Source organism: Flectobacillus longus, assembly GCF_030056705.1.
Taxonomy (GTDB): Bacteria; Bacteroidota; Bacteroidia; order Cytophagales; family Spirosomataceae; genus Flectobacillus; species Flectobacillus longus.
Genome location: NZ_JASHIC010000013.1, coordinates 92,604 through 107,903 on the forward strand (window position 1 = coordinate 92,604; position 15,300 = coordinate 107,903).

At 35.5% G+C, this 15,300-nt stretch carries 9 protein-coding genes; 5 read left to right on the top strand and 4 right to left on the bottom strand.

The features are described 5' to 3' along the window. Window positions 1-55 precede the first annotated feature (55 nt). Window positions 56-2,635, bottom strand: coding sequence for a hypothetical protein (locus QM491_RS10990; protein ID WP_283327542.1), 2,580 nt, complete (start codon window positions 2,633-2,635; stop codon window positions 56-58). A gap of 610 nt (window positions 2,636-3,245) precedes the next feature. On the opposite strand from QM491_RS10990, the gene QM491_RS10995 reads away from it, so the two are divergent. From QM491_RS10995 to QM491_RS11005, 3 genes are all read left to right on the top strand, one after another. Then, the gene (locus QM491_RS10995; protein ID WP_283327543.1) at window positions 3,246-3,584 is read left to right on the top strand and encodes a HopJ type III effector protein; all 339 of its coding nucleotides are present in this window, start codon (window positions 3,246-3,248) and stop codon (window positions 3,582-3,584) included. 143 nt (window positions 3,585-3,727) lie between these two features. Continuing rightward, the gene (locus tag QM491_RS11000) at window positions 3,728-4,783 is read left to right on the top strand and encodes an arginyl-tRNA--protein arginylyltransferase (protein WP_283327544.1); all 1,056 of its coding nucleotides are present in this window, start codon (window positions 3,728-3,730) and stop codon (window positions 4,781-4,783) included. A 424-nt stretch (window positions 4,784-5,207) separates the two neighbouring features. Further along, entirely contained in the window at window positions 5,208-8,411 is a 3,204-nt protein-coding gene (locus QM491_RS11005) for a response regulator (protein ID WP_283327545.1), read from the top strand. 73 nt (window positions 8,412-8,484) lie between these two features. On the opposite strand, the gene QM491_RS11010 is transcribed toward QM491_RS11005, so the two are convergent. From QM491_RS11010 to QM491_RS11020, 3 genes are all read right to left on the bottom strand, one after another. After that, entirely contained in the window at window positions 8,485-9,627 is a 1,143-nt protein-coding gene (locus tag QM491_RS11010) for an MvaI/BcnI family restriction endonuclease (protein WP_283327546.1), read from the bottom strand. 42 nt (window positions 9,628-9,669) lie between these two features. After that, window positions 9,670-11,895, bottom strand: a complete 2,226-nt coding sequence (locus tag QM491_RS11015; RefSeq protein ID WP_283327547.1) for a DNA cytosine methyltransferase — start codon at window positions 11,893-11,895, stop codon at window positions 9,670-9,672. Window positions 11,896-12,053: 158 nt separating this feature from the next. Then, a complete protein-coding gene (locus QM491_RS11020; RefSeq protein WP_283327548.1) occupies window positions 12,054-12,899 on the bottom strand; it encodes a universal stress protein in 846 nt (281 codons plus the stop codon). A gap of 199 nt (window positions 12,900-13,098) precedes the next feature. Here QM491_RS11020 and QM491_RS11025 point away from each other — a divergent pair, with 199 nt between their 5' ends. After that, window positions 13,099-13,392, top strand: coding sequence for a thioredoxin family protein (locus tag QM491_RS11025; protein ID WP_166550304.1), 294 nt, complete (start codon window positions 13,099-13,101; stop codon window positions 13,390-13,392). Window positions 13,393-13,622: 230 nt separating this feature from the next. Continuing rightward, window positions 13,623-15,179, top strand: a complete 1,557-nt coding sequence (locus QM491_RS11030) for a L,D-transpeptidase scaffold domain-containing protein (protein ID WP_283327549.1) — start codon at window positions 13,623-13,625, stop codon at window positions 15,177-15,179. The last annotated feature ends 121 nt before the right edge of the window (window positions 15,180-15,300 follow it).

Below are 15,300 nucleotides of genomic sequence, written 5' to 3' on the forward strand. Positions count from 1 at the left end.
TTTCTGAGCTTTTTTTTGTTTCTTTATCTAGAATCTCAATTATTAATCACTTTGCTTAATTAGCAGTGATTTTAGTTTCTACAATATTATTATCTACACGCCCCTCTCCTCCCGAACCGTAAAGAATCGTTACTGTAATATTTTGACTGGTATTTGATGGAATTCCTTCTCTTCGAGTAACTGTAAACCCTATTTTCTTAAAGCTATTTTGAGGAATACTAATTCCAGGTTTTGCCATCACTATGATAAAGTTGGTATTTTCTGAGAATATCCAATCACTGTTGCTATTAGTAGAGCCTCCCATAACATCAGACGTTCCTGTGTTGATAGAATAAGTAATATCAAACCCTGAGATTTTTGTAATTCTAAATCCAGTGATATTCCCTGACATATTTTGGACATTGTTTTTTTCAAAAACATTTACAATAATATCTTTTGCATTAAAAGACCCCGTAAATTCTAAGTTATTAATTTCGGTAGTAGGGGTCAGGTCTGGAATAGGTGCATCTTTCCAGTCACTAGATGAACCATCAGATACATTTGGAACACCATCTCCGTCGGTATCACAGTTACCTGTACAATCGATTTTGCCATCGTCGTCCAAATCCCAATTAGGGTTTAGACCAGCTTCTAAAAGATCCGAAATTCCATTATTATCACTATCTACATCATAGGGATTAGGTTTACCATCAAGGTCGGTATCTGGTGGTATTAGCCCTAACCCTCCAGCCGCTGCTAATGGCACTCCTTGCGGATTAACGGGACCATCTATCATTCCATCTTCATTCAAATCTATACCCAAAGTTTCGGCTACATCTCTGATACCATCATTATCACTATCTAAGTCAATTTGATTAGGAGTGCCATCTTCATCGGTATCTGCATTGGTTTGTGCATTTTCTACGGTATCTAGAATACCATCATTATCATCGTCCAAATCTGTTACATCTGCTAAACCGTCGTTATCCGTATCTAGAGGACAACCATCTGGTGCAATACCTACTACGAGTGGACAGGCATCTATTTTGTCATTGTAACCGTCACCATCTGTATCTGGATTCTTAGGATTAGTGGCGGTCACATCAGCGATACCATCGTTATTAGGGTCTATTTCTTCTTTGTTGATAAGTCCATCGCCATCACAATCCAAGGTTTTCCATGCCAATGTTGTAGAAGCGTACACTTGGTCAATGGTATTATAACTACATCCATCCTTAGGATTAGTATTATCGAGGATAGTCAAGGCATTATTATCTATGCCTATAAGCTCCTTGTAATTATTTACGCCATCCCCGTCACAGTCGGTATTTTGCCATAATGTGGAAGTATTAGCTAATATTTGATTGGCGGCATTGTAGCTACATCCATCTGTATAATTTGTACCATCTGCTATCTCTTGAGTATTTGAAACTCCGTCACCATCCATATCTGGGTCAGATTCTCGATAATCCGGGGTACCTGAGTTATTTATATCTGGGGCGGTTGGACTACCAGCATCACCATAACTGGTAGACCCATCGACTGTGACAATAATTCCGTCGGCATCGAGGTCTATAATACTATCAATCTTACCATCGCCATTCATATCCAAAGCTGTGGCATTAGTAATGCCACTTTCGAGTAAGTCTGATAGGCCATCGTTATCGCTATCTAAGTCTAGATAATCTGCTCCTGTTGTACCATCGCTATTGAGAGGAACAGGGTCGCTAGTATCACCCCAATTGGCGCTTCCATCGGCACTACTCATAATACCGTCAAGGTCACTATCGGTTCCATCAACAATTCCGTCACCATTGGCATCAATCAATTCTACATTACCATTTTCTATGATATCATTAATTCCATCATTGTCACTATCTAAGTCATACGGATTTTTGCGAGTATCTAAGTCTGTATCGAACAATGCCAAACCAGTGCCAGCACTTGCAGGTATTCCCGTTACGCCAACAACACCATCTGCAATTCCGTCAAAATCGGCATCGGTACCTCCTCCTTCGATTACGTCATTGATACCATCGTTGTCGCTATCCAAGTCAATTCGATTAGGAATACCATCGCCATCGGTATCTGTATTTATTTGTGTATTTTCGACAGTATCCAAAATACCATCGTTATCATCATCCAAATCAAGGCTATCTGCAACACCATCGTTATCAGTATCAAGATATACTGTGATAGACGTTGTACTATTGTCGTTACCAGATAGATTACCTGTCGTTTGCGGACCATTAAATCCTAGTGTTCCAGTGATGGTTAGCGGACCTCCAATGTTTACACCCGTATAACCAATCTCTATTTGACTACAAGTGCCTGGAGCAATAGGTAAGTTATTTTCTAAACGAATAGTCTGACCATCATTGGCCAATATAGTCCATCCTGTAATATTAATAGGAACAACCGAAGTACCAACCAAAGAGCTTGGCAAGCTAATAAGGGGTCTTAATTTATTAGATACAGCCGTTCGGGTACCTCCATCGTTGTTGCAAATATCAATTGTGACTCGCCCAATACTAGAGCCTTTGGCTACAGCAGCAGGTTGATTCAAAATATTTATACTAACATCTTGGGCGGCCGCTTTTTCAGCAATACAGATGAAAATAGCACAGAATAATACTACTCTTGGCAAAATGTACATAGTAGAGAGATTGTTTGGTAAAATAAAAGGGTATGTCTCTTCCTTAAATGGATAGTATCCAACAAGGACATTTGTGCAACTAAGATGTGTAGGTTATGGTAGGAGAAGCATTAATCAATTTGAAGACAACCAAACCAATAGTAAAATCTACTTAGCACATTTTTTTGACACTATTTCAAACATATATTAGGGCTATTGTTATTTTCGTAATACATTTTAGTTCACCAAATATGACAATAGACTCAGTAAATTCAGTACGGCGGTTAAGTTAACTGAATAACTTTAAAGTTTGGTGTAAGGATAAGCAAACATTACCCTGAATATTCTTCACTTATATCAATCAGCAATATGATGCTTATAACAATATTCGTGCCGTAGTTCTCAGTTTATTTTCAAGGATTTAGCATGTATATCAAATTACCATTTTATATAAAGATATTCTCAAATAGTAATTTGTATTTATAATAATTACTAAGCATTTTTCGAAAAAAGTCTCGATATTTTTAATATTTTTTTCTATTCATGAATCCTCAAAAGAGCCTTTTATTTCAAACAATTTCCTGATTATTGGCTTACATCATCTATCTTCACGGCAAAAAACATCTAAAATATGTCTGTTACTTCTTTAATTGAAAAAATAAAAACTAATCCTGAAACTATCGAATTTCAGGAAGTAATTGCGGTAATTGATGCCTCATACCAATTCCAACCAACAAAATTTCGTAATGGAAATACCATTAACGAAGCGGGTCAAAACTCTGGCTCGTGCAAAGTATTTTCATTTGCCAAACTCAATGCTTTGAGTCAAGAAGAAACCTTAGCGTGTTTTGGTGCATTTTATCGTAATGATGTTTTGCAGAATCCAGCGGGAACAGACCATCGAAATATCCGTAATTTTATCCAATTTGGCTGGGATGGTATTGAGTTTGAAGGACAAGCATTGCAGTAAATAAGCTTCAAAATATGGCTATCGACGTGATTTTGGATAAATTTGATGACAAATCTGTACTTCAAAGTCGATAGCCATAGCCAATATCTAATGGCCTTTGGATTAAAATCCTTAAATTTGTGTGTTAACTACTATTAAAAGAAATGTTTGCAGAAATTGAAAACCCTTTGTTTATTGATGCCCATGAACTTGACCATTATCTGGCCGATGGGTGGTTTAGAATGGGGCAAAGTATTTTTACGACAAACTTTCTAAAATTTAACCATGTATTCTACAGTGCGCTTTGGCTTAGAATAAACCTTCTCGAAGCAGAATTTCCTACAACCAAAAGTAAACTTCAAAAACTCAATAGTAAATTTGACGTTGAAATTCAGCCCGCTAAAATCAAACCGATTCAAGAGGCTCTATTTGATAAATATCGTAGCCATATAACTTTCGAAACCTCGAATTCTTTAGAACAATTACTTTTTAATAATACAAAAAGAGACATTTTTAATGCTTACGAAGTCAATGTTTATGACCAAGAAAAACTCATTGCTACAGGTTTTTTTGATTTAGGACATGATAGCAGTGCAGGTATCTCTTGTTTTTACGATCCCGATTACAAAAAACATAGTCTTGGCAAATACTTGATGTTTCTGAAAATAGACTTCTGTACTAAACGTGGGCTAACGTTTTTTTATCCAGGCTATTTTGTACCAGGGTATCGTCTTTTTGATTATAAGCTCGATCTTGCTAAAACAGCCATGGAATTCCTTGATTTTCGAGATAATCAATGGTATCCTATTTCAGCGTTTTCGGCTAGTAATACACCTTTGGTCGAGATTCAAGAACGCTTACAAGAACTTCAAAGGTTAATTGAACAAGCTGGACAAATCAGCAAAGTATGTCATTATGAATACTTTGATGCCAATCTAGTACCTTCTCTCAATGGATTAGGCTTACTTGACCACCCTGTTATGCTAGTATGCTTTGAAAGACAGCCCAATCAAATTAACCCTATCGTACTTTATGATATTCGTAAAAAGCATTATCAACTTTGGCTTTGCAATAGTGTTTATAGTATGACCTACGAGGCAGAATATGATGATTTTTATGGCGAACACTTACTACATCCTTTCCGTCATCTTGTCAGCTGTGATTCGGCTGAGGCCATGGCACAGGTGGTAACCACAGCACTAGTCAAAGTCGAGGATTAACATTCAGGAGAAAGAGTAGATTTATTTATCAGGTATTTACCTTCATAAAGGTATCCACTAGTATTGGGGATACATTTATTCTATTTTCAGAAAATACGACTCGTATTCTGTTTAATGTTTCAGAATAAAACAGATAAAATTGAAACTTAATCAATTAACGAATAAAGTGTTTGATAAACTTCTTTAAACAACACAATTTCATCACTCTTAACACTACACTGTTACTTTTATTTCTTCATTTTTATTTTGAAAAAAACGATCTTTTAGTATTTATTTAACCAAGTTTTATAAACATAAATTATTGGCATAGAATTAGCTTATTTCATACAAACGTCGTATTTTACAATACAATTGCAGAAATTAAGGGAGCATTTTTTTCTTATTAATTACCTTTTACTTTATATAAAGCCCCCCTTAAGAAATCTTGAAAACATCTAACCAAGCGACTATGAGGTTCTTGAGTGGAAAAACAAAGCATATCCATCTCCTAAGACGATTGGTGCTTATTATAAGCCTACTTACTATTTTTGATAATATTTACGCTACTAATTCGGGACAAATAGATTTGAGAAGTGTAAATTTAAGCGAACATGCTCCCATCTCTTTAGATGGAGAGTGGGCATTTTATTGGAAAAAACTTTTTACACTTCAACAAGTTCAGCAACATCAACCTGATTACTTCATAAAATTTACCAAAGTTTGGAATGAAATCCCTCAAGTCAATGAGTCGGCCAAGGCTTATGGCTATGCAACGTATCATCTGAGATTACTTCTTGATGCTCGAAAAACACCAGTATTAGCCTTTTCAATTCCTTCTATTTATACCAGTTATCGTTTTTGGGTCAATGATGTAGAAATAGCCCACAACGGTATAGTCGCCAAAGACAAAGCACATTATGAGCCTCACTGGCTACCTCAGGTACAAGTATGTGCTGTGCAAAAAGACACCCTAGACTTGGTAATTCAAATCGCTAATTTTGACCACTATAAAGGTGGTGCTGCTCGTCCTATCAAAATCGGAGTTCCTAGTAGTATTTATCACGATCGTGAGTTAGAATTAGCTTCAGATATGCTTCTAACAGGTATTTTGGTAATGGGAGGCTTATTGTTTTTTGGCTTGTATCTGATGGGGCAACACGAAAAAGAAGTACTCTATTTTGGCGTATTTTGTTTGCTCTTTGTATATCGAGTAATTGGCGTAGATAATCTTTATTTTTTCCATTATTTATTCCCTAGTCTTGACTGGCATTTGACAATCCATCTCGAATATGGCGCTATGTTTTTGAGTATATTCATTTACAGTTTATTTTTAAGAAAACTTTATCCAGACGAAACCGACGACCTTTTTATCTATTTTATGGCAGGAGTAAGCTTGGCATTTTTCATTATGATGCTTGCAGCTCCTATTCATGTGTTTACCTACAGTGCAAACCTTTTCTATTATTTAGTATTAGTTTTTGTTGGATATAATTTACTTACGGTAGTTAGAGCCTATTTTAACAAACGACAAGGTACAGTTTACGCTATGCTGAGTATGGCTTTTTTTGGAATAGCTATCAGCCTTAGTATTTTAGGACATTACCAAGTAATTGATTATTATCCGATTTATTTCTCGATGGGCTATCTCGGTTTTATCTTTTTCCAAAACCTGATTTTAACTTATCGTTTTGCCTTTTCGTTACGTAATTCTAAAGAACTAGCTGAACAAGGCGCAAGAGCGAAATCTGAATTTTTGGCCAATATGAGTCACGAGATCAGGACTCCATTAAATGGCATTATTGGTTTTACGGACTTGTTGATGAAAACCAAACTTGAGGAAACTCAAAAAAAGTATATGTCGACGGTTTCGCAATCGGCAAATTCGTTATTGGATATTATCAATGATATTCTTGATTTCTCGAAAATTGAAGCTGGTAAACTAGAATTATCAATCGAAAAAACTGACATATTCGACCTAGGCAATCAGATTATCAGTATGATAGCTTTTCAGGCGGACAGCAAAAAGCTTGAAGTCCTTCTCAATATTTCTCATGATATTCCAAGATTTGTCTGGACTGATCCTATTCGTTTAAGACAAATTTTAGTAAACCTTTTGGGCAATGCTGTCAAGTTTACCACCCAAGGAGAGGTAGAGTTAAAAGTAGAAGCATACCAAAGTTATAATGAAGGTGAATGGCATTTTAAGTTTTCGGTAAGAGATACAGGTATCGGGATTGACGAAGCCAATCAGGCTAAAATTTTTAATGCTTTTTCACAAGAAGATGAATCTACAACTCGCAAATTTGGAGGTACAGGCCTAGGCTTAACCATTTCAAATAAGCTTTTGGGCTTAATGAAAAGTACCCTCCAACTCAAGAGTAAAAAAGGAATTGGGAGTACATTTTACTTCGAAATCACCGTAAAAGCTGAAGAAGGAGACCCATTGCAATGGGATAATTTGGAAAAACTACAGAAAGTATTGATTGTAGATGACAACGCCAACAACCGACATATTTTAAAAGAAATGTTGGCGATTAAGTCCATTGCCACTGACGAAGCTGAAAATGGTATTCAGGCTTTAGATTTCCTGAAAGAAGGTCGCAAATATGATTTGGTGTTGATGGACTACCACATGCCATACATGGATGGTCTCGAAAGTATCAAACACATTCGAAAACTGCCTGACTACACACCCGAAAAACAAGATATTCTTTTGTTATGCAGTTCGTCAGACAACCAAGAAATTATAGATGCCTGCAAAACATATTCGGTGAAGCAAAGATTAATGAAACCTATTGGCTTAAGTAATCTTTTCAATGCTTTATCGCAGTTGGATTCGCTTCATGCAGGAGAAAACCTAACGCCAGAAGCTCCACCATGGCTCAGTGCTGAAGAAATAAACATCATGATTGTGGAGGATAACCCCGTAAACATGATGCTGGCTCGAACGATTGTAAAAGGGCTCTTACCACAAGCCAAACTTTTGGAGGCTGAAAATGGCAAAGTTGCTGTAGATTTGTTTAAGCTCAATTGGGTAGATATTATTCTAATGGACGTTCAAATGCCTATTATGAGTGGTTACGAAGCAACGCGCTTGATTCGTGAACATGAAAATGGTAAAATGAAAACGCCTATTATTGCCTTAACCGCAGGAACCGTAAAAGGCGAAAGAGATAAATGCCTAGAGGCAGGTATGAATGATTATATTACCAAACCTATTGTAAAAGGAGCTTTGGAAAAAGCCCTTCAAGAATGGCTCAATCTTGAACCCAACTTGGAGCCAATGACTGTTAAAGAAGAAAGCGCATCTTCTAATGAAAAAATCCATTTTAATAAACTGGATTTGTCTCATAGATTAGGAAATGACACTGTATTTATGAGTCAGTTACTTGAAATTGCAGACAGACAATTACAAGAGTTTTTGATAGAGTTACATGAATTATTTGCCCAGCAAAACCTTAGTGGTATTAAGTCACTGGCACATAAGCTCAAAGGAACTGCGCTATCTAGTGGTTTTGATGAATTAGCATATTTAGCCGAAAAACTAGAGAAACGAGAAGAGTTTGATTATGATTATTTCCAGCAAATCATCCAGGAATTAGAAAAAGAAGTCCTGATCACTAGAAGTATTATTGCGAAAGAGATGTAGGAAATAAATACCTTGTAGTATTCTAATAAATCAGCCTTTCTAAAGTAATTATTCTATCTAGAAATGCTGACATTTATTTGGTGCTGAGCTGATAAATCTGGCTTGGAGGAAATAATAAATTTAGTGCATTGGGTTTTATTTTAAATAGTGGTCCTTTTTCTACGACTTTACCAGATAAAGTTCTTTTTATTAAATGGTCAAGAGTTATAATACCTTGCTCCAACAATATATCAAATTGAGAAACTATTGGTTTTTGCGTATGCTCGACTTTTTTATAAATAAAATGCTCCTTTCCATCTATTAATATCGAATCTGCACTTATCCAAAAAGTTTCATTGTGTTTTTCCAATAAACGAGCATGGAGAGTTTCAAGTCCCCAGATAACGAAGTCTCCAACTGTCGTTTTCTCTGAAGTTTCAATCAAGTGTCCAATATCAGTATTTAATTTCAACTTTAAGCCTTGCGAATTTTTCACAATAGCTGAGACAGTACAATAAAGCTTAAAATCTTCTCCACGTTGATAACCAAACTCATTGAGTATTTCTGAGGAGCTCTTGAATTTGCTTAAACTCCAATCGGGAACTTGTGCAAAAAGATTTTTTCGATTACCTCTTTTATCTCTAAATGACTTCAATTCAATTCCTTTATAATCAGGTTTTTTTGATGAATTAATATCAATCCCCAACAATGTTTCTAATGTTCTTCCTACTGCTGTATCAGCTTGGAGTGATGCAGGGATAGCACCTCTTAATGCGACTTTCTGTAACAAATCTAATAACTCATTTGCGATAAGCCGAGATTTGACATTTATCTCTTCTACAAGTTCTTTAACAGGATTGTTTTGGGCAGATTCTATCAACTTAGCTAAATCTAAACGTGTAAGATTTAGCACATATAGCTCTTTTTCAAATGAAATAATCGCCAAAATATCATTAGCATTCGCATAAGTCCCTAATCCTTTAAACCAAATTCTCGGGTCTCCTTTTTTGGTATTAGGTCTGTACAAAGAAACTATCGATTCTGTGATAGAATCTTTCCCTATCAGATATGCTTTTATCTGAATTTTATTTTCAGGCCCTTGTCCTTGGGAATCAAAGTCGTGAATAGATTTAATTTTTAGATAATTTCTTACAGAACCTGTAGCATCCATAATCGATTTTTCAAGTCCCGTTGCGGTTGGTTCGATCAATGTTATTTCTACAGACTTTTCTGTCAAAATCTCGATACGCTTAATTTCAACGTCAGTTAAAGCTCTCATTTAGTCAATATTTTTCAAGATTTCTAATGCTACAGCTCTTGCCATTAGTGGAGGAACAGCATTACCCACAAGTGTAAATTGAGGAACTTCAAATTTTCGTTTATTTCCACCAGTTGAACGCTTGCCTTGAAATACAAAACTATCATCAAATGACTGTAATCTAGCCATTTCTCTAACAGTCAAGGCTCTTGGACTTGAGAAGTGTACATAGTCATCGGGAATTGTCATTACTGTTGGGCTTTGACCATCTGCCTTTAATACATTATAGTTACGTTTTTCAGAATTAAGACCTATTTCCTTTAATTCATGTTTTGCGTCATCATAATTTCCCGTATTAAGTATAATATCAAGTCTTTTGATTACTTCAGCATTTTGTTTACTCGTTTTATGATTTTGTAAAGGAGCAACCACATGAGTTAAAATATTTTCTAGCTCTTCAGAATTACGTACATAAAATGGGTTTTTAGCATTACTAAAGCGCTGACTTAATCTTCCTTTTCTTGACCATTCGGCATAGGTTAATCCTAACTTACTATTCGGCTTTCCATCTACAGAACGTTGCTTTAGTAAAGCCTTCATTTTTTCAGTTTGCCCATTATATTTTGATTTTAGGTCTACAGGTTCATAGTTAAATTTTTCCTCGTCGTTCCCAATAAAATCTAAATCATGAAGTGCTTCAAAAACTGTGACTTTCTCCTCAGGTGATACTGTAGCAGGAATTATTTGAATCTTTTTTTGGTCTTTGCGACATCCTATAAATAGAACTCTTTCTCTATTTTGAGGAACACCATAATCAGAAGCTAATGCTACAAAAGGTTGCTCAATATTATATAGGCGTATATAGCTCAATATTTCTCGAAACGCCTTTTCTACATTTTGGCTTTCTGCTATCTCCGACAAATCTCTTACGCATTCATCAAATGAATAGTCATAAATCTCTAAAGCAAGAATAATATCTGATATATCCTTTTTATATTCCTCCCTAGGATTCAATCCTTTAAATGCTTCATGAATACTTGCTATTATTGCACTTGGTTCAATTGAAATTAAGAAATCATCGAATTTTGAAGCAAAGAAATCATTATCTAAATCACTATGATTTTTTTCCTGAATTACTTTTTTTCGAATATATGCAAGCTCGTTTGTACGTTTCAACAGATTAAATCCATGTCTAATAGTATTGAAATTAACATCTGTTTTACTTGTTTTATAATCTGCAATTTTTGGCGCAAGTACTTTAAATTTGTTTTCAATTGCTTGTATATAATTCTCACGTAGAGTATCCAACTCTTTTTCTATTGCTTTCTCAAAATTTAACCTTTGTAAATAGCAATCAAGAATGAATGTATTATATATTGAGTTTCTCTTTAAAGTTGCTACAAAATGTATTAACTGATGAAACTCCTTTAAATCAATGATAGAACGGATTTCCTGTAATATCATCTCCTTAATCTTGCCTCCTTCTTTTGTAAGGATACCTTTTACGTTTTCCATTACAAAATATTTTGGTCGTAATACCTTGATGACATTCAAGTAGTTCGCAAATAAATCATCTTTTTTATCAAACTTTTTTCTTTTCCCCGCTAAGCTGAAACTTTGACAAGGTGGTCCACCACAAACTACATCTATTGTTTGACCCTTGAGTTTTTTATTAAGATTATTCAAAAAATCGGGCTCTGTAATATCTTGTCTTAGAAATTCAGCATCTAACCCTAGTTGATAATTGTAACGGGCTAAATGTGTTAATTCACAATTATCATTAATATCACTAGCTAGACGAAAGTCATAGAGTTTATCTCCAAATTCTGCTTGTAAAAAACCTTCGCTAAATCCGCCTGCTCCCGCAAATAAATCTACAAATGTAATTTTCTGTTTATTTTGGTATTGTATATCATCTTCGCAAACCATGGTAATATCTGTATTGAATTTTCGACTACTTACTAAAGACGCTATCATTTCTTTTACTTTTTTATCAGTAAAATGAGAATGTGGAGCAGTCTCGAAGTATTTTTCAACCTCTAATTTTAAAAAACCTAAGAATTTGTTGATTGATTTGTATCTTATATCAGATTCTTTAACTTGCTGGTTTTTATTATCCCAATCATTTTTAAGTACTTTCTCTCCTGTTGCAACTTTTATCTTGACATCTTTTTGCCTCAATACCAGATGTATAGGATAGTAAGTACTTTTATCGGCTTTATCTAAATAAAATTTCACATTAATCATATTGCGGACATTTTTACGGACACGGACAAATTTACGGACATTTACTGAATAAACAACAGATAATATTCCAAAATACATTCAAGCATTTATATATCCCTATAAAACAAATAAGGTTGACGAAAATTTCGTCAACCTTAAACCTCAACTTTATTTTGTAATCAATATTTCTTCTGTAAAACCAACAATGGGATTTGTGAACTGAGTGTCAAATGTTTGATGATACTTTCGTGAAAAAGCTTTTCAACAAAGCCTTTGGGGCGTTGTGCCAAAATCACAGCATCTGGCTTTTGATTTCGAATGTATTTGTCGATGCCTACGATAGTATCATCGCGATACAAATTGCGGAAAATGATTTTTTCGCCTCCGAACTCCTCTTCCAATAAATCAATTATTTCACTCGATGGAAATACCTCTGGGCTCAAGTATTCTTTTACATGAACCAACTTGGTATGGTTTATTCCCAACAGCTCTCCCATGTTGATAATCTTGTTGATACAGCCTACTTCATCTCCTTCCAAATCACTGGCGTATATCACCTCCTTAATTGCCTGAATTGTAAATTGTTGTGGTATTATCCACACAGGAATCGTACTTTTTTGTGCAATACTTAGCGCGGTTGACCCAAATAGATTGGCCAAAATACCTCCTTCTCCTAAACTTCCTATTACCAAAAAATCTGCTTTAACTTCTGCTGCGGCCTCCAGAATATTGTCTACGGGATTTCCAAAAACCAATTTTGTTTCAAGCTTATTGGCCAATACTTCGCCATATTTTGCCTGCATATCTTCCTTGGTTTGTGCTAACAAAGTACGTGTTTCTTCGAGCGCTTCTTGCATCAAACCTTGCTGAGGCAAAGGCAAGACAAAGGGCGTCGTAGAAACAGGTGATTCATAAGCATGTAACAATATAATTTTTGCATCGATAAGCCCCGCCAGCGATACCGCAAAGTCGGCTGCATGTTTGGCATTGAGACTAAAATCTGTTGGCAACAAGATAGTTTTCATAGCATTATCTGTTTTGTTGAGCACAAATCTCCTTTAAAATAGCTATAAATTTCATGAGCTCAGTTAGCTGATTTTGTGACCTTTATCAGTAAATAGGCTACTGACAAAAGTCATTATTTGTACCCTTTAAACTCATTCTATTGAGGTATTTCTTCTTGAATATTTGCTATCAAAACAGGGGATAAAATTTGAAATACTTATGGCAAGTCACACACAAACACCAGTCCTTATGTTGTTCTACGAAACTCATAAGGAAGAGTTGGAGGTTTTTGAAAGACTCAAAAAAAACAATCCAACTATTGCGAGTTACCTGGCGGTTAGTGTAAAAAATAACCCAGAGGTAGCCAAGACTTTCAAGGTGACGCAATTGCCGACCTATTTGATCCTATACAATGGGAAAGAATGTTGGCGTCATGTTGGAAATGCAAATATCGATTTACTGAAAAACAATCTGGCCCTGATTGAACCCATCAATCGTGAAGCATTCATATAATACAGAGCCTTTTGTCTTCATTGACAAAAGGCCTGTAGCATTTGACCAAATATCAACAAACGACTTGCTTTTCTACCATCAAGCACTTTGTCTTCAAAGAAACTAATCAAGACTCTTCTACAATTGTCGCTATTTTTTCCCTTCTTTTGATTGAAAAGCTTGGTACAAAAGGCATTCCCAAGCATTCACTGATGAATTTATCATTTCCCTAACCTAAATCAATAAACAGCATGAAAGCGCTATCTTACCTTAAAAAACTATTAACATTTTGTCTCATTATTGGAGTCACATCGAGTAATCCTTCTATTGCTCAAACACAAGAAGATTTAAAATTATTTATTCAAAAATTACATTCTGACCAAGCTTATGCTAAAGAATTGCAAATAGAAAACCCTTCTGAAGTGGCGGCTTTTTATCAAAGCATTTCTTACAAAACTGTTTGGCTGGAAGGTACGTCGGATTATCAAAAGGAGTATCTGGAGGTACTCAAACACGCTTCTGACTACGGACTTAATCGTGCAAAATATCACTATAGTTATTTGACGTCTAAGCATTTTCCAACCTTGGAATATGAACTTATCTTAACGCACTCTATCATGGAGTTCTATAAGGATATTGCCAATGGCATTACGTCGGTAGATTTATCCTACAATGGTTTGGGATATAATAACCATTGCCTAAATCCTACAGCAATGCTTCTCAATACCTATGCAAAAGGTAGTGTCAAGGATGTTATTTCATTTTTACAACCGCAATCTTATGGCTATCAGGCTACACAAAATCTTTTGACTCGGCTAAATATGTTCGTTGAAAATGATAGTTTTCAGGAACCACTTGTCACTCAGACTACGACTTTTTCTGACAATAAAGAATTAATCCGAAAACTCTATTATTTAGGTTTTTTGCCCACTACGACCGACGTTAGTCTTCTCAAAGAAGGCATGATTACGAATGCCCTAAAAGGCTTTCAGTCTTTATACAATATTGTTCCCGATGGAATTCTTGGACCAGTTACTCTGTCAAAGCTATCGATTCCGTTAACCAAATTACGTGCTCAGCTCATTCTCAATCTCAATCGTTGGCGTGTCATCAACTGTCTTGATAATCAGCGATATATTCAAGTAAATATTCCTTCGGCTACCTTGGCTTTATATGACCGAGATAGCTTGGTGATGCGTATGAAAACTATTGTGGGTAAGCCTATTACCCCAACGCCAACGCTCTGTTCGGAAATCAATAAAATTACCTTTTTCCCTTACTATGAAGTTCCTCAAAATGTAGCCCTCAATGAGCTATTGCCTATTCAGCAAAAAGAACCTAGTTTTTTTGAAAATAATGGCTATCAATTAATCGATGAAAAAGGATTTGTGCGAGAAGCCAACAGTATTGATTGGAGCACGGTATCGAAAGACCATTTCCCTTATGAAGTCCGTCAGGTAGCTGGGTGTGATAATTCGTTGGGATTACTAAAGTTTGATTTTGATAGCCCGTATGCACTGTATTTGCATGATACCAATCGCAAAGATTTATTTAGTAAAAATAATCGCTATCTGAGCAATGCCTGCATTCGTCTCGAAAAACCTTATGAGTTGGCAACAATGCTTTTTCAAGATAGAAATCTGGTAGAAGAGTTTGTCAAAAAGCGTTTTGAGCCACATTTGAGCCCTACTAGCTTTAGTCTAGAAACCCCTGTGAAAGTCTTCATTACCTATATCACCGCCGATGTTGACGATTTTGGAAGTTTGGTAATTTACGATGATATCTATAAAAAGGATATTTTAAAATAGGGAAATAGGAATCAGGCAAAAAGGCATTAGATGAAGGGGCTGTAACGATTGTAGATTGGGGATTTCTGATTGCGGAAATAGGGAAAAGTACTTTTGTTTCTTACAAAATAGGATTCAAAAA

What these genes read in the sequence shown, in the direction of transcription:
- QM491_RS10990 (WP_283327542.1), bottom strand. Translation starts at nt 2,635, where the DNA reads ATGTACATTTTGCCAAGAGTAGTATTATTCTGTGCTATTTTCATCTGT.
- QM491_RS10995 (WP_283327543.1), top strand. Translation starts at nt 3,246, where the DNA reads ATGTCTGTTACTTCTTTAATTGAAAAAATAAAAACTAATCCTGAAACT.
- QM491_RS11000 (WP_283327544.1), top strand. Translation starts at nt 3,728, where the DNA reads ATGTTTGCAGAAATTGAAAACCCTTTGTTTATTGATGCCCATGAACTT.
- QM491_RS11015 (WP_283327547.1), bottom strand. Translation starts at nt 11,895, where the DNA reads ATGATTAATGTGAAATTTTATTTAGATAAAGCCGATAAAAGTACTTAC.
- QM491_RS11020 (WP_283327548.1), bottom strand. Translation starts at nt 12,899, where the DNA reads ATGAAAACTATCTTGTTGCCAACAGATTTTAGTCTCAATGCCAAACAT.
- QM491_RS11025 (WP_166550304.1), top strand. Translation starts at nt 13,099, where the DNA reads ATGGCAAGTCACACACAAACACCAGTCCTTATGTTGTTCTACGAAACT.
- QM491_RS11030 (WP_283327549.1), top strand. Translation starts at nt 13,623, where the DNA reads ATGAAAGCGCTATCTTACCTTAAAAAACTATTAACATTTTGTCTCATT.